Here is a 25,842-nt window from a genome sequence, read left to right on the forward strand (position 1 = left end):
ACCCGAAAAGTCAGTGCCCATGCCCAACGACATCGCCGCCGACGAGCAGGACATCGCCATCATCGGCATGACCGGGCGCTTCCCTGGAGCGCCCGACCTCGACGCCTTCTGGCGCAACCTGCGCGAGGGCGTGGAGTCCATCCATCCCGTGCAGGACGCGGAGCTGGAAGCGCTGGGCGTGGACGCGTCCCTGCGCAAGGACGCGTCGTGGGTGAAGGCGTCCGCGGCGCTGGAGGGCATGGAGCTCTTCGACGCGGGCTTCTTCGGCTACACGCCCCGCGAGGCGGAGCTGATGGACCCGCAGCACCGCGTCTTCCTGGAGAGCTGCTGGGAGGCGCTGGAGCGCGCGGGCTACGCGCCCGAGGGCTTCAAGGGCGCCATCGGCGTCTTCGGCGGCGCGCCGACGAATACGTACCTGCTGCACAACCTGGTGCCCAACGCGGACCAGCTCAGTATGCTGGACCAGGTGCAGATTGACGTCGCCAACGGCGGCGACTTCCTGGGCACCCGCGTCGCGTACAAGCTCAACCTGCGCGGGCCCAGCTACTCCATCTCCAGTGCGTGCTCCACGTCGCTGGTGGCCACGCACGTCGCCGTCCAGAGCCTCCTCAACGAGGAGTGTGACATCGCCCTGGCCGGCGGCGTGTCCGTGCACGTGAAGCACCCGGAGGGCTACCGCTACCTGCCCGGCGGCATCGTCTCGCCGGACGGACACTGCCGCGCCTTCGACGCGAAGGCGGACGGCACGGTGTTCGGCAGCGGCGCGGGCGTGGTGGTGCTCAAGCGCCTGAAGGACGCACTGGAGGACGGCGACTTCATCCACGCCGTCATCAAGGGCTCCGCCATCAACAACGACGGCTCGGCGAAGGTGGGCTACACCGCGCCGAGCGTGGAGGGCCAGGCCGCCGTCATCGCCGAGGCCCTGGGCGCCGCGGGCGTGGAGCCGGAGAGCATCGGCTACGTGGAGGCGCACGGCACGGGCACGAAGATGGGCGACCCCATCGAGGTGCGCGCGCTCACCAAGGCGTTCCGTCCGCGCAAGGCCAGCGCCGCCCCGGCGGCCACTGCCGCCACCGCGCGCAAGATTCCCATCGGCTCGGTGAAGACGAACATCGGCCACCTGGCGAACGCGGCCGGCGTGTCCAGCCTCATCAAGGCCGTGCTGTCGCTGCAGCACCGCGAGCTGGTGCCCAGCCTCCACTTCGAGCAGCCCAGCCCGGAGATTGATTTCGAGGCGAGCCCCTTCTACGTCAACGCGAAGCTGGAGCCCTGGCCGGCGCACCCGAAGCATCCGCGCCGCGCGGGCGTCAGCTCCTTCGGCGTGGGCGGCACCAACGCGCACATCGTCCTCCAGGAGGCCCCTGCCCTGCCCCCGTCCGGCCCGGCCCGGAAGGCGCAGATGCTGGTGCTGTCGGCCCGTTCCGCCACCGCGCTGGACGCCGCCACGCAGCGGCTGACGAAGCACCTGAAGGCGCACCCCGAGCAGTCGCTCGCGGACGTGGCGTACACGCTCCAGGTGGGGCGCCAGCCCATGTCGCACCGCCGCGTGCTGGTGTGCACGGACCGGGACGACGCGCTCGCGGCGCTCGAAGCCGAGGGCATGCCGCGCTGCCTGACAGACGCGCCCCAGGTGCAGGACCGGCCGGTGGCCTTCCTCTTCCCGGGCCAGGGCTCGCAGTACGTGGGCATGGCGCGCGGGCTGTACGACGCCGAGCCCGTCTTCCGCGAGCACCTGGACGCCTGCGCCACGCACCTGCTCCCGCACCTGGGGCTGGACCTGCGCACGGTGCTGTACCCGGACGCCGCGGGCGTGGAGGAGGCAGCGAAGAAGCTGGGCCAGACGGCCCTGACGCAGCCGGCCCTCTTCGCGGTGGAGTACGCGCTGGCGCGGCTGTGGATGTCCTGGGGCGTGAAGCCGCAGGCCATGCTGGGGCACAGCGTGGGCGAGTACGTCGCCGCGTGCCTCGCGGGCGTCTTCGACTTGAAGGACGCGCTCGCGCTGGTGGCGAAGCGCGGGCAGCTCATGCAGTCGCTCCCCGCCGGCTCCATGCTGAGCGTGCAGCTTCCCGAGGACGCGCTGCGGCCGCACCTCACGCCGGAGCTGTCCCTGGCCGCCGTCAACGGGCCGCGCCTCACGGTGGTGGCCGGGCCGACGGAGGCCATTGCGGCGCTCCAGGCGAAGCTGGAGGCCCAGGCCGTGGGCGTGGCGAAGCTGCACACGTCGCACGCGTTCCACTCGGCGATGATGGACCCCATCCTCCCGGCCTTCATGGACGCGGTGCGCGCGGTGAAGCGCAACGCGCCGAAGCTCCAGTTCCTCTCCAACGTGACGGGCACGTGGATTGACGCCGCGCAGGCCGTGGACCCGGCGTACTGGGCGCAGCACCTGCGCCAGGCGGTGCGCTTCGACGCGGGCCTGCGCACGCTGGCGCAGAAGCCGCAGCTCGCGCTGCTGGAGGTGGGTCCGGGCACGACGCTCGCCTCGCTCGCACGGCAGCAGCCCGGCGCCGAGACGCGCGTGGCCGTCTCCTGCACACGGCACCCGCGCGAGACGACCGCCGACGACGTGACGGTGCTCGTGACGGCGCTGGGGAAGCTGTGGCTCAACGGCGTCCACCCGGACTGGGCGGGCTTCACGAAGAAGGAGCAGCGGCGCCGGCTGCCGCTTCCCTCCTACCCCTTCGAGCGGCAGCGCTACTGGATTGATGCGCGTCCCGGCACCGGCCTGGGCATGACGCGTCCCGCGGCGGCCACCACCTCCGCATCGCCGGAGAAGAACAGCAACCCGGCGGACTGGTTCTACGTGCCGTCATGGAAGCGCGCGCCGCTGCCTCGCACGGCCGTGGCCACCGGGCCCGCGGCGGGCGTGCGGAGCTGGCTGGTGTTCGCGGACGCCGTGGGCGTGGCGGATGCGCTCGCCGCGAAGCTGGTGGCGGCGGGCCATGCCGTGGCGCGCGTCGTCCCCGGCACGGGCTTCAGCGCGTTGAGCGACGGCAGCTTCACGGTGGACCCGAAGCGGCGCGAGGACTACGCCGCGCTGCTGGACGCGCTCCAGCAGCAGGGCCACGCCGTCGGCGGCGTCGTGCACCTGTGGGGCGTGACGGCGGGCAACGTGCTGCGCGAGCTGGCGCTGGACACGGGCCTGCACAGCCTCCTGTCGCTCGCGCAGGCGCTGGGCGCGAAGGGCCAGACGGAGAAACAGCCCTGGTTCGTGGCCACCCGCGGAGCCGCGAAGGTGGAGCGCGCGGACGCCCTGGTGCCCGAGCTGGCGGCGCTGCTGGGGCCCTGCCGCGTGATTCCCCAGGAGTACCCGCACGTCACCTGCCGGCTGGTGGACGTGGCCCCCGAGGGCCGGAGCGAGGACGCCCCCGCCCTGGCGGAGCACCTGCTGTCCGAGCTCTTCACGGGCGCGGCGGAGCCGGTGGTTGCCTGGCGTGGACGCCAGCGCTGGGTGCAGACCTTCGAGCCGCTGCAACTGGAGCAGGATGCCGCGTCCAGCCGTCCGCTGCGTGAGCAGGGCGTGTACCTCGTCACCGACGGCCTGGAAGGCCCGGGCTACGTACTGGCCGCGGACCTGGCGAAGACGCTCCAGGCGCGCCTCGCGCTGGTGGAGGCCCCGGGCTTCCCGGACCGCGAGCAGTGGGCGCAGGTGGTGGCCACCCACGAGCCGACGGACGCCACGCGCCGCAAGGTGGAGGCCGCACAGGCGCTGGAAGCGGCCGGAGCCGAGGTGCTGGTGCTCGGCGTGGACGCGACGGACGAGGCGCAGCTCCAGGGCGCGGTGACGCGCACGCGGGAGCGCTTCGGCCGCCTCGACGGCGTCATCCACGCAGCCAGCGGGCTGCGAGGCGCCATGCTGGGAGCCATCCAGGACCTCGGCCCCGAGCAGCGCGCCGCGTGCTTCGACCCCGCCGTGAATGGCCTGCGGGCCCTGGCCGCCGCGCTGCCCGCGGAGGGCCTGGACTTCGTGCTGCTCATGTCGTCGCTGTCCTCGGTGCTGGGCGGCCTGGGACAGGTGGCGCACGCGGCCTCCAGCGCGTACCTGGACGCCTTCGCGGAGGTGCGCTCCGACGCGGGCACCGTGCCCTGGCACAGCGTGGGCTGGGACGCGTGGAAGCTGGACGACACCGCCGCGCTGGGGGCGCTCGCGAAGTTCGCGCTGAGCCCCGCCGAGGGCGTGGACGCCACGCGCCGCATCCTCTCGGGCGCCTCGGGCGGTCCCATCGCCGTGTGTACGGCGGACCTCGCGTCGCGGCGGCGGCAGTCGGCGCGCTCCGCGTCGCAGGCCCAGGCGGGCACCACGACCGGGGGCCGCAAGAGCCACCCGCGCCCCGCGCTCGCCACGGCCTACGTGGCGCCGCGCAATGACCTGGAGCGCACGCTCGCCACGGTGCTGCAGGGGGTGCTGGGCATCGACCCGCTGGGCATCGACGACAACTTCTTCGAGCTGGGCGCGGACTCGCTCCTCGCCGTCCAGGCGTCCGCACAGCTCAGGCAGGCCCTCCAGGTGGAGGTGCCGGCCGCCACCCTGTACCAGCGCCCCACGGCGCGCTCGCTCGCGGAGTTGCTGGGCGAGGGCGATGCCGCGGCCCGCGAGCGCGCGGAGAAGCTGGCGAAGCGCAAGGAAGAACTGAGCCGCCGCAACCAGTGGCTCCACCGCAAGCAGCGGTAGCAGCGCGAACGCGCGCACCGCCCACATCCCCACGAGAAATACGCCATGGCAGACATCAACGAGACCGACGAGTCCTCCTACGAGGGACTGGCCATTGCCGTCATCGGCATGGCCGGACGCTTCCCCGGCGCGAAGGACGTGGAGCAGTTCTGGAAGAACCTGTGCGCGGGCGTGGAGTCCATCGTCCCCCTCACCGACGACGAGCTTCGCGCCGCGGGTGTGCCCGCCGACGAGCTGGGCTCCGGCCGCTACGTGAAGGCGGCGCCGGTGCTGGACGGCGTGGAGAACTTCGACGCGGGCCTCTTCGGCTACACGCCGCTGGAGGCGCGCGTCATGGACCCGCAGCAGCGCCTGCTGCTGGAGTGCGCGTGGGAGGCGCTGGAGCACGCGGGCTATGACCCGGACAAGCACCCGGGCGAGCGCGTCTCCGTCTTCGCCGGCACCCGCACCAGCACGTACCTCTTCCACGTGCTGGCCAACCGCGCCGCGCTCCAGCCGCAGGACCGCCTGCTGGTGGAGCTGGGCAACGACATGTCGTCGCTGGCCACGCGCGTCTCGTACAAGCTCAACCTCACCGGCCCCAGCACCATGGTGCAGACGGCGTGCTCCACGTCGCTCGTCGCCATCCACCTGGCCTGCCAGAGCCTGCTGATGGGCGAGTGCCGCATGGCCCTGGCCGCGGCCACCGCCGTCAACGTGCCGCACCGCGCGGGCTACACCTACGAGCCGGGCAGCATGCTGTCCCCGGACGGGCACGTGCGCCCCTTCGACGCGAAGGCCGAGGGCACCGTCTTCGGCAGCGGCGCGGGCGTGGTGGTGCTCAAGCGCCTGCAGGACGCGATTGCCGACGGCGACAACGTCCTGGCCGTCGTCCGCGGCTCGGCGGTGAACAACGACGGCTCGCACAAGGCGTCCTTCACCGCGCCCAGCGTGGAAGGCCAGACGGAAGTGCTGCTGGAGTCGCTGGCGTGCGCCGGACTGGACGCGGACGCCATCAGCTACCTGGAGGCCCACGGCACCGGCACGTCGCTGGGAGACCCGATTGAAATCCTCGCGCTCAACAACGCCTGGCGCGCGAGCACGGACAAGAAGGGCTTCTGCAAGCTGGGTACGGCGAAGGGCAACGTGGGCCACCTGGACGTGGCCGCGGGCATGGCGGGCTTCATCAAGACGGTGATGCAGCTCCAGCACCGCAAGCTGCCGCCCATGCTGAACTTCACGGCGCCCAACCCTCAAATCGACTTCGGCAACAGCCCCTTCACCGTCAACACGAAGCTGACGGACTGGACGGGCACCGGCCCGCTGCGCGCGGGTGTCAGCTCGTTCGGCTTCGGCGGCACCAACGCCCACGTCATCCTCGAGGAGGCTCCGAAGGCCGAGGCCTCCGGCCCGTCCCGTCCCGCGCAGCTCCTGCTGGTGTCGGCCCGGAGCGAGGCCGCGCTGGACACGGCCACCGACAACCTGGCGGCGTGGCTGAAGGAGCACCCGGGCGCGTCGCTGGCGGACGTGGCCTTCACGCTCCAGGTGGGCCGCAAGGACTTCGACCACCGCCGCGTGCTGGTGGCCCGCACCGCGCAGGATGCCGCGGAGGCGCTGGCCTCCCGCGCGCCCGCGCGCGTCCTCACGGGCCTGCGCGAGGTGGGCGACCGGCCGGTGGTCTTCATGTTCCCCGGCCAGGGCGCGCAGCACGTGAACATGGCGCGCGAGCTGTATGACAGCGAGCCCGCCTTCCGCGCCGAGGTGGACACCTGCGCGGAGAAGCTCAAGCCGCACCTGGGCCTGGACCTGCGCACCGTCCTCTACCCCGCCCCCTCCGGCGAGGCCGAGGCCACGAAGAAGCTGGAGGGCACCGCCCTCACCCAGCCGGCGCTGTTCGTCATCGAATACGCGCTGGCGAAGCTGTGGATGGCCTGGGGCGTGAAGCCACGCGCCATGGTGGGCCACAGCATCGGCGAGTACGTGGCCGCCTGCCTCGCGGGCGTCTTCTCGCTGGACGACGCGCTGGCGCTGGTGGCCACGCGCGGCCGGCTGATGCAGTCGCTGCCCGCGGGCTCCATGCTCGCCGTGCCGCTGCCCGAGGCCGAAGTCACGCCGCTGCTGGAGGGGAAGCTGGACCTCGCGGCCGTCAACGGCCCGGCGATGTGCGTGGTGGCCGGCCCCACGGAGGCCGTGGACGCGCTGGAGGCGAAGCTCTCCGCGCGCGGTGTCCAGGCGCGGCGGCTGCACACGTCGCACGCCTTCCACTCCGCGATGATGGACTCCATCCTCGCGCCCTTCACGGACGCGGTCCGCCGCGTGCGCCTCCAGGCGCCGAAGCTGCCGTACGTGTCCAACGTGACGGGCACGTGGATTGACGCCGCGCAGGCCACGGACCCGGCGTACTGGGCCCGCCACCTGCGCTCGCCGGTGCGCTTCGCCCAGGGGCTGCGCGAGCTGCTGAAGGACGCCTCCGACGTGCTGCTGGAGGTGGGCCCCGGCCAGACGCTGGGCAGCCTCGCCAAGGCGCAGCCGGAGGCCGCCGGGCGCACGGTGCTCTCGTCGTCCCGCCACCCGCAGAAGCCCGAGTCCGACGCCGCGAAGCTGATGGGCGTGGTCGGCGAGCTGTGGCTGGCCGGTGTGCCGATGGACTGGAAGGGCCTCTACACCGCGCAGAAGCGCCACCGCGTGCCGCTGCCGGGCTACCCCTTCGAGCGCGAGCGCTACTGGGTGGACGCCGTGGAGGGCGCGGCCGCGCAGACGCAGACGCGCGCGCCCACGGGCAAGCACGCGGACGTGGCGGACTGGTTCCACGTCCCCGCGTGGAAGCCCGCGGCCCCGCCCGCGCTGGACGCCGAGGCGCTGGCGAAGTCGCGCTGCTGGGTGCTGCTGGAGGACGGGCTCGGGGTGGGCGAGGCGCTGGCCCGCCGCCTGAAGGCGGAAGGGCGTGACGTCGTCACCGTGAAGGCGGGCAAGGCGTACGCCCGCGAGGACGCGCGTCGCTACACCGCCGCGCCGGACAGCAAGACGGACCTGCAGGCGGTGTTCGAGGACCTGGAGAAGCAGGGCCTGCCCGCCGACGTCGTCGTCCACCTGTGGAGCCTCACCGCGCCGGACGTGACGGGCTCCGGCCCGGAGCTGTTCCGCAAGGTGCAGGACGGCGGCTACTACAGCCTGCTCGCGCTGGGCCAGTCGCTCGCGAAGGGCACCCGGCCGGTGCGCGTGGAGGTGGTCTCCAACCGCCTCCACGACCTGGAGGGCGAGCACCAGGCGCTGGCGGAGAAGTCCCCGCTGCTCACCGCCTGCAAGGTGATTCCGCAGGAGCTCCAGCACGTCACCGCCCGCTGCGTGGAGGTGGAGCTGCCGGTGCCGTCCAGCCCCCGCGCGGAGCGGCTGGCCGGGATGCTGGTGGCGGAGTTCAGCGCCCGTGGCTCGGAGCTGCTGGTGGTGCTGCGCGGCACCCGCCGCTACGTCCAGGCCTACACCCCCGTGCGGCTGGAGGCGAAGGGCGCGCCCCTGGCGCCGATGCGCGAGGGCGGCGTGTACCTCATCACCGGCGGCATGGGCGCGGTGGGCCTCATGCTGGCGGACCACCTGGCGGAGACCTTCAAGGCGAAGCTGGCGCTGCTCGGCCGCACTCCGCTGCCGGAGCGGAGCTCCTGGGACGCGTGGCTTTCGGGCCATGCCGAGGACGACACGACGAGCCGCCGCATCCGCCGTGTGAAGGAGCTGGAGGCGAAGGGCGCCGAGGTGCTGGTGCTCGACGCCGACGTGGCGGACGCCGCGAAGCTCAAGGCGGCGGTGGCCAGGGCGGTGGCCCACTTCGGCGCGCTGCACGGCGTGCTGCACACGGCGGGCGTCACCCGCGGTGACTCGCCGTACATGGCGCTGACGGACGTGCGCCGCGACGCGGCCGAGACGCAGTTCGGTCCCAAGGTGTACGGCACCTACGCGCTGGAGGAGGCGCTGCGCGGGCACGCGGTGGACTTCGTGCTGCTCTTCTCGTCCAGCTCGTCGGTGCTGGGCGGCCTCGCGCACTTCACCTACGCGGCGGGCAACCAGTTCCTGGACGCCTTCGCGGAGAGTCGGCGCGGCCTGGAGTCGCCGCGCTGGGTGAGCGCCTCGTGGGACCCGTGGCCCGAGGAGACGAAGCACACCTCGCTGCGCACGGCGATGGACCAGTACACCATGTCGATTCCGGAGGGCACCCAGGCACTGCGCCGCGTGGTGCAGGCCGGGCTCGACGGCCAGGTGGTGGTCATCACCGGCGACCTGCAACAGCGCGTGCGCCTGTGGGTCGACCGCGAGGTGAAGGCGCCGGGCGCGCCGCAGAAGAAGGCCGCCAACCGCGTGCGCCGGGGCAAGACGGCCTTCGTCGCCCCGGGCACCGATTTGGAGAAGGCGGTGGCCGCGCTGTGGAGCGAGCTGCTCGGCGTGGCCGAAGTGGGCCTGCACGACGACTTCTTCGACCTGGGCGGACACTCGCTGCTGGCCACGCAGCTGCGCAACCAGCTCCAGGCCACCTTCAAGGTGGAGCCGCCGCTGCGCAGCCTCTTCGAGAACCCCACCGTGGCCGGCCTCTCCGGCCTCATCGCGAAGGAGCTGGCGGCGCGCGAGGCCGTCCCGTCCAAGCCCCTGGCCGAGGCCCTGCGCACGGCCTTCCCCACCGAGCGCCCGTCGCTCCTGGAGGACTGGCTGCGCCGCAAGGTGGCGAAGGTGACCAACCGCGCCGTGAAGGACCTGCCCGCCAACGGCAGCCTCACGGGGCTCGATCTGGACGCCATCGGCTCCGAGCTGGAGTTCGACCTGAAGAAGGAGCTCAAGTTCCAGCTCTACCCGCATGAGCTGCGCGAGCACGCCACGCTGCCCGAGCTGTCGCGCTACCTGCTGGCGGAAATGGAGCGCCAGTCGGACCCGGGCCGCTTCGCCACGGACCTGCCGCTGTCGGCCTTGTCGCTGCGCCCCTACCGCCGGCAGGCGTCCGGCCCCAAGGTGCGGGCGGCGAAGAAGAACCCGAGCATGGTGTTCGTGCACTCCACGCCGCGCGCGGGCTCCACGCTCTTCCGCGTGATGCTCGCCGGGCACCCGCGCCTGTTCTGCCCGCCCGAGCTGAACCTCCTCTTCTTCGAGACGATGAAGGAGTGGAAGCAGAACGTGGGCTTCGGCCACGAGATGGAGTGGACCGAGCGCGGCCTGCTGTGGGCCTTCATGGAGATGCTCAAGGTGGACTCCACCGCGGGCCAGGCGTTCCTCGACAAGCTGGTGGCGGACGACGTCTCCTCGCAGGCCGTCTACGGACGGCTGCAGGAGCTGTCCGGCCCGCGCCTCCTGGTGGACAAGACGCCGCCGTACGCCATGGACCCGGAGACGCTGCAGCGGGGCGAGGAGCTGTTCGACAAGCCGAAGTACCTCTTCCTCATCCGCCACCCGCTGCCCGTCATGGAGTCGCTGGTGCGCATGCGCTTCGACCGGCTCTTCGGCCCCAGCCTCTTCGGCTCGGCGGACGTGGACCCCTACGCCGTCGCGGAGACGGTGTGGGCCATGCCCAACCAGAACCTGCTCGACTTCTACGCGCGCATCGGCTCCGAGCGCGTGCACTGGGTCCGCTACGAGGAACTGGTGAGCGAGCCGGAGCGGGTGATGAAGGGCGTCAGCGACTTCCTCGAGCTGCCCTACGACGCCGGCATGGTGCAGCCGTACGACGGCAAGCGCGAGCGCATGCTCGGCGGTCTGGGTGACCCGAACATCCTCCAGCACACGCGCATCGAGGGTGAGCGCAGCGACTCCTGGAAGCGCATCCAGTGGCCCCGTGCGCTGGACGCGTCCACGCGCTCGCTGGCCACCCGCCTGGGCTACGAGCTGCCGGAGGCCGCGCCCGTGCCGAAGAAGGCCGCCGCCGGCGGGGCCGAGCAGTTGCTGGAGAACCTGGACAACCTCTCCGACGAGCAGGTCGCCGCACTGCTGGCGGAGATGGAGGGCGACGCGGACAAGGTAGCCTGACCATGGCGCTCACGCCCGAGCAGAAGCGCGCGCGGCTCGCCGGGCTTCTGCGCGAGCGTTCACGTGCTCGCCGCGAGCCCGTGTCGTTCGCGCAGGAGGGCTTCTGGCTCCAGGAGCGACTCAACGCCGGGGGGACGGTCTTCAACATCCCCACGGCCGTACGCCTCTCGGGCACGCTGGACGCGGACGTCCTGCGCAGGGCGCTCGACGAGGTGATTCGCCGGCACGAGGCGCTGCGGACCACCTTCGTCGAGCAGGACGGCCAGCCGCGCCAGCTCATCTCCCCCACCGCGGAGGCCGCCCTCCCGGTGGTGGAGTTGGGGGAGGTCCCCGAGGACGTCGTGTGGCGCGCGCTGCACGACGAGGCGCGCCGCCCCTTCGACGTGGAGCAGGGGCCGCTGCTGCGGGCGGTGCTCTACCGGATGAGCGCCACCGAGCACCTGCTGCTGCTCAACGTGCACCACCTCGTCTCGGACGCATGGTCTCTGGGAGTGCTGGTGCGGGAGCTGGGCGCGCTCTACCCGGCGCTCGCCGAGGGCCGTGCGTCGCCCCTGCCTCCGCTGCCCATGCAGTACGCGGACTACGCGACGTGGCAGCGCGGCTGGCTCCAGGGAGAGGTGCTGGAATCGCGGCTCGCCTGGTGGAGCAAGCGGCTGGACGCGGATGCGGTGCTGGAGCTGCCCACGGACCGGCCCCGGACCCCGGCGGCCTCCACGCGTGGCGCACGGCAGACGGTGGTGCTGCCCCTGGCATTGCTCGACTCGCTCCGGACGCTGGCCCGCCGCGAGGGCTGCACCCTCTTCTCTCTCCTGATGGCCGCGTACGGCGTGCTGCTGTCCCGCTACAGCGGACAACCGGACGTCGTCGTGGGCACACCGGTGGCCGGGCGCTCCCGCGCGGAGCTGGAGGGGCTGGTCGGGCTGTTCGTCAACGCCCTGCCCCTGCCACTGGACCTGTCCGGGGACCCGTCCTTCCTGGCGCTGCTCGGCCGCGTGCACGAGGGCGTGCTCGGGGCCATGGCCCACCAGGACGTGCCCTTCGAGACGCTGGTGGAAGCGCTCCGGCCCGAGCGACGGCCGGGCATCACGCCCCTGTTCCAGGTGTCGCTCACGCTTCAGAACGCGCCCCTGCCCCCGCTGGAGCTGCCGGGGCTGCGCATGGAGGCGCAGCCTGTCGACAGCGGCGCCAGCCAGCAGGACGTGTCCCTGCTGTTCACCGAGCTGGAGCAGGGGCTGCGCACCGCGGTGGTGTACCGCACCGACCTCTTCGAGTCCGAGCGCATCTCCCGCATGCTGGGGCACCTGCACACGCTGCTGGAGGGCATCGTCGCCGCTCCCGGCAGACGCCTGAGCGAGCTGCCCCTGCTGTCCGCCGGGGAGCAGCGGCAGGTGCTCGTGGACTGGAGCGGCCGGACCGAGCCCTTCCCGGACGGCGCCTGCATCCACGAGTTGTTCGAGGCGCAGGCACGGCGCACGCCCGACGCGGAGGCGGTGCGCTTCGAAGCCACCGTGCTCACGTACGCGCAGCTCGACGCTCGCGCCAACGCGCTGGCGCACCTGCTGAGTGCCTATGGTGTGAGCGCGGAGATTCGCGTGGCGCTGTGCCTGCCGCGCTCTCCCGAGTGGGTGGTGGCGGTGCTCGCCGTCCTCAAGGCCGGTGGCGCCTTCGTCCCCATGGACCCCGCCTATCCCTCGGAGCGGCTGGAGTTCATGCTGGAGGACTGCGGCGCGCCGCTGCTGCTGACGCACGCGTCGCTCGATGTGCCGACGCCGCCTGGCGTGTTGGCGTTGGCCATGGACGCGCTGGAGACGCGCCTGGCCGGCCAGGCGACGACTCCGCTTGCATCGAAGGCCCCGGCCGATGGGCTCGCGTACGTCATCTACACCTCCGGCAGCACCGGCCAGCCCAAGGGCGTCATGGTGCCCCACCGGGGCGTGCTCAACCTGGTGCGAAGCCAGGTGCAGCCGCAGGGGCTGGGGCCCGGCACGCGCGTGCTCCAGTTCGCCTCGCCCGGCTTCGACGCCTTCGTCTGGGAAACCCTTCCCACGCTGCTCTCCGGCGCCACGTTGTGCCTGGCCTCTGACGAAGCCGTGCAGCCGGGCCCGGCCCTGGCCCGCCTGCTCCAGCAGCACGACGTCCACGTCCTCTCCCTGACGCCCTCCGCCCTCACCGCCCTGCCAGCCGACGGACTTCCCTCGCTGCGCACCGTCGTCTCCGCGGGTGAGGCCTGCTCCCCCGAGCTGGTGGCCAGGTGGGCCCCCGGCCGCACCTTCTTCAACGCCTACGGCCCCACCGAAGCCACCGTCTGCGCCTCCATGGCCACGTGCGTGCCCGACGGCCAGAAGCCCTCCATCGGCGAGCCCCTGGCCAACGTGCGCGTCTTCGTCCTCGACGCCCACCTGCAGCCCGTCCCCGTCGGCATCCCCGGCGAGCTCTTCATCGGCGGCGTCGGCGTGGCGCGCGGCTACCTGCACCGGCCTTCTCTCACCGCCGAGCGCTTCGTCCCCGACGCCTTCAGCGCCACTCCCGGCGCACGCCTCTACCGCACAGGAGACCGCGTGTGCTGGAGGACGGACGGCCAACTCGAGTACCTCGGCCGCACCGACTTCCAGGTGAAGCTGCGCGGCTTCCGCATCGAGCTGGGTGAAGTCGAAGCCGTCCTGCGCTCCCATCCAGACGTCTCCGAGGCCGTGGCCCTGGTGCGCGACGATGGCCCCACCGGCCCCAGGCTCGTCGCCTATGTCGTGCCCTCCGCCACGGCTTCCGCCCTGGACTCGCAGACGCTGCGCGACTTCGCCTCCACGCTCCTTCCGGAGCACATGCTGCCCTCGGCGCTGGTGTCGCTGCCGTCGCTGCCGCTGACAGCCAACGGCAAGGTGGACCGGAGAGCCCTACCCGCTCCGGACATGGGCGGCGCCGACGCGGCCTCCGCCGGCTACGCGCCTCCGAGCACGCCCACCGAGGAGCTGCTCGCGGACATCTGGGCCCAGGTGCTCGGTGTCTCGCGCGTGGGCACGGGCGACAACTTCTTCGAGCTCGGCGGTCACTCGCTGCTGGCCACGCAGGTCGTCTCCCGCATCCGCGCCATCTTCGGCACGGAGCTTCCCGTGCGGGAGCTCTTCTCCGCGCCGACGCTGGGCGCGCTGGCCCGGCAGGTGGACGCGGCTCGCGGGGCCACGGGAAGACTCACGCTTCCGCCGCTCGCCCCCGTGCCGCGCACGGGCGAGCTGCCGCTGTCCTTCGCGCAGCAGCGGCTGTGGTTCATCGACCAGCTCGAACCCGGCAACTCGACGTACAACATGCCCGCCGCCCTCCGCCTGGAGGGCACCCTGGACGCCGGTGCACTGGAGGCCGCGCTGGTCGAGGTGGTGCGCCGCCACGAGGCCCTGCGCACCACCTTCGTCTCGCGCGAGGGCCAGCCCGCGCAGTGCATCCAGCCGGACCCGGTGTTCCACCTGCCCCAGGTGGACCTGACGTCATGCTCCGACTCCGGGCAGGAGGCCCGGCGCCTCGCGCGTGAAGAAGCCCTGCGCCCCTTCGACCTCGCCGCGGGCCCCCTGCTGCGCGCCGTCCTGCTGCGCCTCGGTGACACCGAGCACGTGCTGCTGCTCACGCTGCACCACATCGTCTTCGACGGCTGGTCCCTGGGCGTGCTGGTGCGCGAAGTCGCCGCCCTCTACGCCGCCTTCCTGCGGGGCCAGCCTTCGCCGCTCCCGCCCCTCCCGGTCCAGTACGCGGACTACTCCGTCTGGCAGCGCGGCTGGCTCGAAGGCGAGGTGCTGGACGGGCAGCTCTCCTGGTGGAGACAGCAGCTCGACGGCGTGCCGCACTCGCTGGAGCTGCCCACCGACAAGCCGCGTCCCGCCGTGCCGTCCTCGCGTGGCGCCTTCGTGCCCGTGCGAATCCCCACGGACCTTTCCGAGCACCTCAAGGCTCTCTCGCGGCGGCAGGGCGCGACGCCGTTCATGACGCTGCTGGCGGCCTTCCAGGTGCTGCTGCACCGCTATTCCGGACAGGACGACCTCGTCGTCGGCTCGCCCATCGCCGGCAGGAACGACGCGGGGACCGAAGGGCTCATCGGCTTCTTCGTCAACAACCTGGCCCTGCGCGCGCGCATCGCCCCGCGGGCTTCGTTCCTCGCGCTGCTGGAGCAGGTGCGGGAGACCACGCTCGCCGCCTACGAGCACCAGGACGTGCCCTTCGCGAAGCTCGTCGAGGAGCTCCGACCACAGCGAAGCCTCAATCAGGCGCCGCTGTACCAGACGAGCTTCAGCCTGCTGAATACGCCCATGCCGGCGCTGGAGCTTCCCGGACTGCGGCTGCTCCCGCTGCTTCCGGACACCGTGCCGGCGAGGTTCGACCTGAACCTCGCGCTGGAGGAGACGACGGAGGGCTTCAGCGGCAGCCTCCACTACGCCACCGACCTGTTCGACGCCTCCACTCTCGAGCGCATGGCGGGGCATCTCCGGACCCTGCTCGCGGCCATCTGCCAGGACGCCACCCGGCCGGTGGCGATGCTGCCGCTGCTGTCCCCCGAGGAGCAGCGGCAGGTGCTCGTGGACTGGAGTGGCAGGGACGAGCCCTTCCCGGACGGCGCCTGCATCCACGAGTTGTTCGAGGCGCAGGCACGGCGCACGCCCGACGTGGAGGCGGTGCGCTTCGGCGAGGAGGTCCTCACCTACGCACAGCTCGACACGCGCGCCAACGCGCTGGCCCACGTGCTGCGTGCCCATGGTGTGCGCGCGGAAACGCGTGTCGCCTTGTGCCTGCCGCGCTCGCCCGATTGGGTGGTGGCGGTGCTCGCCGTCCTCAAGGCCGGTGGCGCCTTCGTCCCCATGGACCCCGCCTATCCCTCGGGACGGCTGGCCTTCATGCTGGAGGACTGTGCCGCGCCGCTGCTGCTGACGCACGCGTCGCTCGATGTGCCAGCGCCGCACGGCGTGCTCGTGCTGGAGGTGGATGCACTCACGCAGCAGCTCTCCGGTCAGCCCTCCACGCCGCCTGCTCCGCTGGCCAGCGTGGACGGGCTCGCGTACGTCATCTACACCTCCGGAAGCACCGGCCAGCCCAAGGGCGTCATGGTGCCCCACCGGGGCGTGCCCAACCTGGCGCGAAGCCAGGTGCGGCCACAGGGGCTGGGGCCCGGCACGCGCGTGCTCCAGTTCGCCTCGCCCGGCTTCGACGCCTTCGTCTGGGAAACCCTTCCCACGCTGCTCTCCGGCGCCACGTTGTGCCTGGCCTCTGATGAGGCCCTACAGCCCGGTCCCGCGCTGGCGCGCCTGCTCCAGCGGCACGACGTCCACGTCCTCTCCCTGACGCCCTCCGCCCTCACCGCCCTGCCAGCCGACGGATTGCCCTCGCTGCGCACCGTCGTCTCCGGCGGCGAGGCCTGCTCCCCCGAGCTGGTGGCCAGGTGGGCCCCCGGCCGCACCTTCCTCAACGTCTACGGCCCCACCGAAGCCACCGTCTGCGCCTCCATGGCCACGTGCGTGGCGGACGGCTCCACTCCGCCTCTCGGACGCCCGCTGCCCAACGTGCGCGTCTTCGTCCTCGACGCCCACCTGCAGCCCGTCCCCGTCGGCATCCCCGGCGAGCTCTTCATTGGCGGCGTCGGCGTGGCGCGCGGCTACCTGCGCCGGCCTTCTCTCACCGCCGAGCGCTTCGTCCCCGACGCCTTCAGCGCCACTCCCGGCGCACGCCTCTACCGCACCGGAGACCGCGTGCGCTGGAGCACGGACGGCCAACTCGAGTACCTCGGCCGCACCGACTTCCAGGTGAAGCTGCGCGGCTTCCGCATCGAGCTGGGTGAAGTCGAAGCCGCCCTGCGCTCCCATCCAGACGTCTCCGAGGCCGTGGCCCTGGTACGCGACGATGGCCCCGCTGGCCCCAGGCTCGTCGCCTACGTCGTGCCCTCGGCCACGGCCTCCGCCCTGGACACGCAGGCGCTGCGCACGTTCCTCGCCCAGCAGCTTCCCGAGCACATGGTGCCCTCGGCACTCATGGCGCTCCCGGCCCTGCCCGTCAGTCCCAACGGCAAGGTGGACAGGGCGGCGCTCCCCTCACCCGACTCCGCCACGGCCACCGCGAAGCACCTCGCGCCGAGCACGCCCACGGAGGTGTTGCTCGCGAACATCTGGACCCAGGTGCTCGGCGTCTCGCGCGTCGGGGTCGACGACAACTTCTTCGAGCTCGGTGGCCACTCGCTGCTGGCCACCCAGGTCGTCTCCCGCATCCGCTCCGTCTTCGGTACCGACTTCGCCGTGCGCGAGGTCTTCTCCGCCCCGACGCTGGGCGTTCTGGCCCGGCAGGTGGACGCGGCCCGGAGCGAGACGCACGGCCTGACGCCTCCGCCGCTCGCCCCCGTGCCGCGCACGGGCGAGCTGCCGCTGTCCTTCGCGCAGCAGCGGCTGTGGTTCATCGATCAGCTCGAGCCGGGCATGGCGACGTACAACATGCCCACCGCCCTGCGGTTGGACGGCACCCTGGCGCCGGAGGCCCTGGAGGCCGCGCTGAAGGAAGTGGTGCGCCGCCACGAAGCGCTGCGCACCACCTTCGTCTCCCGCGAAGGCCAGCCCGTGCAGTGCATCCACCCCGAGGGCACCCTCCACCTGTCCCAGGTGGACCTGACGCCGCTGCCCGAATCGCAGCGCGAGGACGAGGCCCGGCGTCTCGCGCGCGAGGAAGCCCTGCGTCCCTTCGACCTGGCCGCAGGCCCCCTGCTTCGTGCCGTCCTGCTGCGCCTGGACGAAAACGTCCACGTGCTGCTGCTCACGCTCCACCACATCGTCTCCGACGGTTGGTCCATGGGCGTGCTGGTGCGCGAAGTCGCCGCCCTCTACTCGGCCTTCTCCCAGCACCTGCCCTCTCCCCTTCCTCCTCTTCCCCTCCAGTACGCCGACTTCTCAGGCTGGCAGCGCCAGTGGCTCCAGGGCCCCGTCCTCGACGCGCACCTCTCCTGGTGGCGACAGCACCTCGCCGACGTCCCCCACTCCCTCGAGCTGCCCACCGACAAGCCCCGCCCCGCCGTCCAGTCCTCTCGCGGTGCTTCCGTCCCCGTCCTCCTCCCTCCTTCCCTCGCCGACGCTCTCGACTCCCTCTGCCGCCAGCACGCCGTCACCCCCTTCATGGCCCTGCTGGCCTCCTTCTCCCTCCTGCTCCACCGCTACTCCGGACAGTCCGACGTCCTCGTCGCCTCTCCTCTCGCCGGCCGCGACGCCCAGGAGCTCGAAGCCCTCATCGGCTTCTTCGTCCGCACCCTCCCCCTCCGCTCCCGCCTCTCCCCCTCCGACTCCTTCCTCTCCCTCCTCTCCCAGGTGCGTGACACCACCCTCGACGCCTTCGCTCACCAGTCCCTCCCCTTCGAGCGCATCGTCGACTCCCTCCACCTCCAGCGTGACCTCAGCCGTCCTCCTCTCGTCCAGGTCCTCTTCGCTCTCCAGAACGCGCCGCTGCCTCCGCTCTCCCTCCCCGGCCTCGCCCTCCGTCCGCTGGAGGGACCCGGCAGCGAGGTCATCAAGCTGGAACTGGAGCTGTACCTGTGGCGGACGTCCGGGGGCTATGCGGGGCAGCTCGCCTACAACGTGGACCTCTTCGAGCGCTCCACGGCCGAGCGCCTCGCCGCGCACTTCCGCCAGTTGATGGCAGCGCTGGTGGCCCGCCCCGAGGCGTCCCTCGCGTCGGCCTCCATCCTCACCGACTCCGAGCGCCAGCGGATGCTCGTCGACTGGAACGCGACGGCCACCGACTACCCTCGTGACGTCACCCTTCCCGAGGGCTTCGCCCGGGCCGCGGCCCGCTACCCCGACGCCATCGCCGTGCAGCTCGGCGGGGCGCGCCTCACGTACCGGCAGCTCGACGAGCGCTCCAGCCAGCTCGCGCACCACCTGCGCGCCCTGGGGGTGACCACCGATGACCGGGTGGCGCTTGGGCTGGAGCGCTCGCTGGAGTTCATCGTCTGCATCGTCGCGGTCGCCAAGGCGGGCGGCGCGTACGTCCCGCTGGACGTCAACTCTCCCGCCGCGCGGCTCGCCAACATGGTGGAGGACGCACGCCCTCGCGTCTTCATCACCCGGCGCGCGCTCGTGTCCCGGCTGCCCACCGAGGGCCTCTCCACCGTCGTGCTGGAGGACATGCCCCTGGACGGCCTGCCCACCACCGCGCCGCCCTCGACGGCCACCCCGGGCAGCCTCGCGTACATCATCTTCACCTCGGGCAGCACCGGCCGCCCCAAGGGCGTCGCCATCGAGCACCGGACCGTGCAGCGCACCGTCTTCGGAGTCGACTACCTCGACTACGGCCCCGAGGAGTCCATCCTCCAGACAGCCCCCGTCTCCTTCGACGTCTCGGTGGCCGAGGTCTGGGGCGCGCTGCTGCACGGGGCCCGGCTCGTCCTGCTGCCACCCCACACGCCGTCGCTCGAGGAGCTGGCGACACTGGTGCGCCGCGAGCGCATCTCCACGCTCTGGCTCGCCTCCGGCCTCTTCAGCCAGATGGTGGAGTTCGAGTTCGAGTCGCTGCGCACGGTGAAGCAGATCATCTCGGGCGGCGACGTGGTGAGCGCGCTTCACGCGCGGCAGATGCTGGAGCAACTGCCGGGCTCGCTCACCAACGGGTACGGCCCCACCGAGACCACCGTCTACGCCGTCTGCAACCGCATGACGGAGCCCTCGCAGGTCAGCACCACGGTCCCCATCGGCAGGCCCATCGGCAACACGCGCGTGTACGCGCTGGACGCGGGCGGTCAGCCGGTGCCCGTGGGTGTCGTCGGGGAGCTGTTCATCGGTGGCGAGTGCGTGGGCCGCGGCTACGTGGAGCAGCCGGCCCTCACCGCCGAGCGCTTCGTCCCGGACCCGTTCTCCACCGTTCCTGGCGCGCGCCTCTACCGCACCGGAGACCGCGTGCGCTGGCGCGAGGATGGAATCCTCGAGTACCTCGGCCGCGCGGACAGCCAGGTGAAGGTGCGCGGCTTCCGCATCGAGCTGGGAGAAGTCGAAGCCGCGCTGCTCGCCCACCCGCGAGTGCGCGAGGCCGTGGCCCTGGTGCGCGAGGACCTCCCCGGGGACAAGCGTCTCGCGGGCTACGTCGTGCCGGCGCCCTCGGACGGACAAGGCGACCTGCAGCCGTCCGAGCTGCGCGCCTTCCTCCAGCAGCGCCTGCCCGAGTACATGGTGCCCTCGGCACTCGTGGTGCTCCCGGCCCTGCCGCTGACGGCGAATGGCAAGGTGGACCGGAGGGCGCTCCCCGCGCCGGGCGCACCGGCCTCGGGCGCCAGCGGCGCGGCGCCACGCACGCCCACGGAGACACTGCTCGCGGACCTCTGGGCCCGGCTGTTGGGCGTGTCGCGCGTCGGTGCCGACGACAACTTCTTCGACTTGGGAGGCCACTCGCTGCTGGCCACCCAGGTCGTCTCCCGCATCCGCTCCGCCCTGGGCGCCGAGCTCTCCCTGCGGGAGTTCTTCTCCACACCGACGCTGGGCGCGCTGGCCCGGAAGGTGGACGCGGCCCGGCAGCCCGCCCCCGGCTTCGCGCGGCCGCCGCTGGTGCCGGTGCCTCGCACGGACGAGCTGCCGCTGTCCCTCGCGCAGCAGCGGCTGTGGTTCATCGACCAGCTCGAGCCCGGCAGCCCGCTCTACAACATCCCCATCTGCCTGCGCCTGGAAGGAGCGCTGGATGCGGACATCCTGGAGGCTGCGCTGAAGGAGGTGGTGCGCCGCCATGAGGCCCTGCGCACCACCTTCGTCTCCCGCGAAGGCCAGCCCGTGCAGTGCATCCACGCGGACGGCGGCTTCGGACTCACGCGAGAGTCACTGGAGCAACTGTCAGCGCCACGCCGTGCGGAAGAAGTGCGGCGACTCGCGCGGGAAGAGGCCCTGCGCCCCTTCGACCTGGCCGCAGGCCCCCTGCTGCGCGCCGTCCTGCTGCGCTTCGGTGACACCGAGCACGTGCTGCTGCTCACGCTCCACCACATCGTCTCCGACGGCTGGTCCATGGGCGTGCTGGTGCGCGAAGTCGCCGCCCTCTACTCAGCCTTCTCCCAGCACCTGCCCTCTCCCCTTCCTCCCCTTCCTCTCCAGTACGCCGACTTCTCCGTCTGGCAGCGCCAGTGGCTCCAGGGCCCCGTCCTCGACGCGCACCTCGCCTGGTGGCGACAGCACCTCGCTGACGTCCCCCACTCCCTCGAGCTGCCCACCGACAAGCCCCGCCCCGCCGTCCAGTCCTCTCGCGGTGCTTCCGTCCCCGTCCTCCTCCCCTCTCCCCTCGCCGACGCTCTCGACTCCCTCTGCCGCCAGCACGCCGTCACCCCCTTCATGGCCCTGCTGGCCTCCTTCTCCCTCCTGCTCCACCGCTACTCCGGCCAGTCCGAGCTGCTCGTCGCCTCTCCTCTCGCCGGCCGCGACGCCCAGGAGCTCGAAGCCCTCATCGGCTTCTTCGTCCGCACCCTCCCCCTCCGCTCCCACCTCTCTCCCTCCGACTCCTTCCTCTCCCTCCTCTCCCAGGTGCGCGACACCACCCTCGACGCCTTCGCTCACCAGTCCCTCCCCTTCGAGCGCATCGTCGACTCCCTCCACCTCCAGCGTGACCTCAGCCGCCCTCCCCTCGTCCAGGTCCTCTTCGCCCTCCAGAACGCGCCCGTTCCGCCCGCAGCGCTGCCCGGACTCGCCCTGCGGCCGCTCAACGAGGCCGAGGGCACGGTGACGCGCTTCGAGCTGGAACTGAGCATGGCGCGCACCGCCGCGGGCTATGTCGGCCAGCTCACCTTCAACACCGACCTGTTCGAGCACTCCACGGCCCTGCGCCTGGCGGAACACTTCCGCACGCTGACACAGGCCCTCGTGAGTCAGCCCGAGGCGCCGCTGGCTTCGGCCTCCCTGCTGCCGGATGCGGAGCGGCGGAAGCTGTTGGTGGACTGGAACGCCACCGTCACCGAGTACCCGCGCGACCTCACCGTGCCCGAGGTATTCGCGCAGGTGGTGGCCCGGTACGCGGACAGGGTCGCCGTCGAATTCGGTGAAGCGACGCTCACCTACCGGCAGTTGGATGAGCGTGCGAATCAGCTCGCGCATCACCTGCGCGACCTGGGCGTGTCCACCGACTCGCGCGTGGCGATTGCGCTGGAGCGCTCGCTGGAGCTGATTGTCGCCCTCGTCGCCATCCTCAAGGCCGGTGGCGCCTACGTCCCGCTGGATGCGTCGTACCCGCGCGAGCGTCTCGCGGCCATGGTGGAGGACACACGGCCTCGCGTGCTGCTCACCTCACGTGAGCTGCTGGCGAAGCTGCCCACGAAGCGACTCGTCACGCTGGTGCTGGAGGACCTGCCGGCACAGGGCACGCCTTCTCATGCGCCGCCCTGCACGGCCCTGCCCGGAAGCCTGGCGTACATCGACTTCACCTCCGGCTCCACGGGGAGGCCCAAGGGCGTCGGCACTCCGCAATCCGCCGTGCTGCGCACCGTCTTCGGCAACGACTACGCGCACCTCGGTCCGGACGAGACGTTCCTCCTCATCGCCCCCATCTCCTTCGACGCGTCCACGCTGGAGCTGTGGGGCGCGCTGCTCCATGGAGCGAAGCTCGTCGTCTTCCCGCCGCATCCGCCCTCCGACTTGAAGGAACTGGAGGCCATTCTCACGAAGCACGGCGTGACGACGCTTCACCTCACCGCCGGCCTCTTCACCCAGGTGGTGGACCAGAACCTCGCCGCGTTGAAGAACGTGAAGCAACTGCTCACCGGGGGTGACGTCGTGAGCGCGCCGCACGTGCGCCGCGTCCTGGAGGAGCTGCGCATCCCGGTGACGGCCTGCTATGGCCCCACCGAGACGACGCTCTTCGCATCCACCCACCGAATGACGGATGTGGCCGGGCCAGGGACCTCCGTCCCCATCGGCCGTCCCATCGGCAATACGCAGGCGTATGTGCTGGACGCCTCTGGCCAGCCCGTACCCTCCGGCATCACCGGCGAGCTGTTCATCGGCGGTGACGGCGTGGCGCGCGGCTACCTGGAGCAGCCCGCCCTCACCGCCGAGCGCTTCGTCCCCGACGCCTTCTCCGGTGTCCCCGGCGCGCGCCTGTACCGCACGGGAGACCTCGCGCGCTGGCGCCATGACGGCGTGCTGGAGTTCCTCGGACGCGCCGACGCGCAGGTGAAGGTGCGCGGCTACCGCATCGAGCTCGCCGAAGTCGAAGCCGCGCTGCTGGCACACGGCGACGTGCGCGAGGCCGTCGCCCTGGCGCGGGAGGATGCCCCGGGTGACAAGCGGCTGGTGGGCTACGTCGTCGCGCCGCCGTCGCTGGACACCGCGGGCCTGCGCGACTTCCTCCTCCAGCGTCTGCCCGAGTACATGGTGCCCACGTCGCTGGTGGTGCTCGACGCACTGCCGCTCACGGCCCGGGGCAAGTTGGACCGGAGGGCCCTGCCCGCGCCCGGCTCGGTGCGCTCCGGGAGTGACGCTTCGTACGTCGCCCCGCGAACCCCGACGGAGCAGTCGCTCGCGGAGCTCATGGCCGCCCTGCTGCAGGTGCCGCGCGTGGGACTGCACGACAGCTTCTTCGCCCTGGGCGGACACTCGCTGCTGGCGACGCAGCTCGTCTCCCGGCTCCGGACCGCCTTCGCGGTGGAGCTCCCCCTGCGCGCGCTCTTCGAGCACCCCACCGTGGAGGCCCTGGCCCGGCGCCTCGAAGAGGCACGGACCACTTCCGGGCAGAGTGACGCGCCCGCCCTCGTCCCGGTGCCGCGCACGGGACCGCTGCCGGTGTCCTTCGCGCAGCAGCGCCTGTGGTTCATCGACCAGCTCGAGCCCGGCCTCGCCACGTACAACATGCCCGCCGCCCTTCGCCTGGAGGGGCCGCTGGACGACACCTCGCTCCAGCGCGCCCTGTCCGAGCTGGTCCGCCGGCACGAGGCGCTGCGCACCGTCTTCACTCAAGAGGCGGGCCAGCCCCTCCAGGTCATCCTTCCCCACGCCGAGCTTCCGCTGCACCGCGTGGACCTGAGCGGCCTGCCCCCGGAAGCCGCGCACGAAGCGCTGCGACAGCAGCTCCGGGCGGAGCTCCAGCGCCCGTTCGATCTCGCCACCGGCCCGCTCATCCGCGCGGGGCTGTGGAAGCTGGGCCCCACCGAGCATGTGTTCGCGCTCGACATGCACCACATCGTCTCCGACGGCTGGTCCATGGGCGTGCTGGTGCACGAGGTCGCGGCGCTCTACGACGCCTTCTCGCGGGGTCGCCCGTCTCCGCTGACGCCGCTGCCGCTCCAGTACGCGGACCATGCCGTCTGGCAACGCCAGTGGCTCCAGGGCGCGGTGCTGGACTCGCAGCTGTCCTGGTGGCGCGAGCAGCTCGCCGGCGTCCCCAAGCTGGCGCTGCCCACGGACCGACCGTATCCGCCCATGCAGACGTTCCGCGGGGCGCAGGTGACCTTCCAGCTCTCGCGTCCCGTCTCGGAGTCGCTCCAGGCACTGTGCCAGCGGGAGGGACTCACGCCGTTCATGGCGCTGCTCGCGGCCTGGCAGGCGCTCATGTCGCACGTCTGCCGGCAGCAGGACATCGCCGTGGGCACGCCCATCGCCGGCCGGCGGCATGCCGACCTGGAAGGCCTCATCGGGTTCTTCCTCAACACGCTGGTGTTCCGCGCGCGGGTGGACGGGCGCGACTCGTTCCTGGCCCTGCTGAGGCAGGTGCGGGAGACGACGCTGGGGGCCTACGCGCACCAGGACGTGCCCTTCGAGCGACTGGTGGAGGAGCTGCGGCCGCCACGAGACCTGCGCCGCACGCCTCTGTTCCAGGTCATCTTCGCCTTCCAGAGCGCGCCCACGCCGCCGCCTCGGGGCGGAGCGCTCGCATTGCAGCCGCTGGAGCTGGACACGCCCGCCGTGCGCTTCGAGCTGGAGATGAGCCTCCGGGAGTCGGCGGAGGGCTACCAGGGAGCTCTCAGCTACAACACCGACCTGTTCGATGCGAGCACGGTGGCGCGGCTGGTGGAGCACTACCTCATGCTGGTGGAGGCCCTGCTCGCACGGCCCGAGGCGCCCCTGGCCCTCACCACCAGCGAGGTCCTCCCCCCGCCGCCTGCCCCCAGGAGGGAGGCGGAAGTCACGGCACCGCCCGCGCCGCCCCCCGCCGAGCCCGACCACGTCGCCCCCCGCACGCCGCTGGAGGCGCGGCTCGCGGACGCCTTCGCCAGCGTGCTCCAGGCGCCTCAGGTGGGCGTCACCGACGACTTCTTCGCGCTGGGCGGCCACTCGCTGCTCGCGGTACGGCTGGTGGCGCGCGTGCGCGAGAGCACCGGCCACTCCATTCCGGTGTCGGCCCTCTTCCAGTCCGCCACCGTGGAGCGGCTGGCACAGTGGCTGGAGCAGCGGGACGAAGCCACGAGCGCCACTCCCAACCTGACACGGCTGGACCCGGGCGGGACTTCTGGGCGCCCGCTCTTCCTCGTCCATGGCGGCGGCGGACAGGTGCTGGGCTATGCGCCGCTGGTCCGCCACCTGGGCGCGGAGCGGCCCGTGTACGGATTGCACGCTCCGGGCCTGGAGGACGGCGAGCCGCCTCCCGCGTCCGTCGAGTCACTCGCCAGCCTCTACCTGTCCCAGGTGCGCACCGTGCAGCCCGCCGGCCCCTACCTGCTGGGAGGCTGGTCCTTCGGCGGACTCGTGGCCTACGAGATGGCGCGCCAGCTCCAGGCCGCCGGAGAGCGGGTGGACCTGCTCGCGCTGCTCGACACGCCCGCCCCCGTGCCCCAGCCTCCGCCGGATGCACGCTCCGAGCTGGCCGCCTTCGGCACCGTGCTCGGGCTTCCGTGGCGGGAGCTCGCCCTGGACGAGGACCGGCTCCTGGACCCGGAAGGCCGCCCCCGGTGGGCCTACGTGGTGGAGCAGCTCGAGCGCGCGCGCCCCGGCGAGTCCGCCATGGAGCCCGGCTCGCTGGAGCGGCTCTTCGCGGTGTTCCGCAGGCTCGTCGAGGCCCGCCGCACCTACCAGCCGGCCCCCTACTCCGGCCCAGCGCTCCTCTTGCGCGCCGCCACGTCCTTCCAGGGCGCGCCTCGCGAGGAGGACCTGGGCTGGGGGCCGTGGCTCACCGGCCACCTCACGGTGGTGGAGACGCCGGGCGACCACCACTCGATGCTGGATGTCGCTCACGCGCCACAAGTGGCGGAGTGGCTCATTCGGCACCTCGGGGGTCTGGAAGCTGTATCGCTGTAG

Annotated in this window: 3 protein-coding genes; all 3 read left to right on the forward strand. The window is 72.2% G+C overall.

All coding sequences use genetic code 11. The features are described from left to right. The first annotated feature begins 19 nt into the window (after positions 1 to 19). The 3 genes from OV427_RS07225 to OV427_RS07235 are packed head-to-tail and all read left to right on the forward strand — an operon-like array spanning position 20 to position 25,842. The gene (locus tag OV427_RS07225; protein WP_267855374.1) at positions 20 to 4,672 is read left to right on the forward strand and encodes a type I polyketide synthase; all 4,653 of its coding nucleotides are present in this window, start codon (positions 20 to 22) and stop codon (positions 4,670 to 4,672) included. 45 nt (positions 4,673 to 4,717) lie between these two features. After that, on the forward strand, positions 4,718 to 10,648 hold the full coding sequence (locus OV427_RS07230; RefSeq protein ID WP_267855375.1) for a type I polyketide synthase: 5,931 nt from the start codon (positions 4,718 to 4,720) through the stop codon (positions 10,646 to 10,648). Positions 10,649 to 10,650: 2 nt separating this feature from the next. Further along, positions 10,651 to 25,842 carry a non-ribosomal peptide synthetase gene (locus OV427_RS07235; RefSeq protein WP_267855376.1) on the forward strand — a complete coding sequence of 5,064 codons (15,192 nt, stop codon included), beginning with the start codon at positions 10,651 to 10,653 and terminating at the stop codon, positions 25,840 to 25,842.

The organism is Pyxidicoccus sp. MSG2 (genome assembly GCF_026626705.1).
Classification (GTDB): domain Bacteria; phylum Myxococcota; class Myxococcia; order Myxococcales; family Myxococcaceae; genus Myxococcus.

Bases quoted from the DNA above. Each gene is read 5' to 3' on its own strand.
- OV427_RS07230 (WP_267855375.1), top strand. From the start codon at position 4,718: ATGGCAGACATCAACGAGACCGACGAGTCCTCCTACGAGGGACTGGCC.
- OV427_RS07235 (WP_267855376.1), top strand. From the start codon at position 10,651: ATGGCGCTCACGCCCGAGCAGAAGCGCGCGCGGCTCGCCGGGCTTCTG.
- OV427_RS07225 (WP_267855374.1), top strand. From the start codon at position 20: ATGCCCAACGACATCGCCGCCGACGAGCAGGACATCGCCATCATCGGC.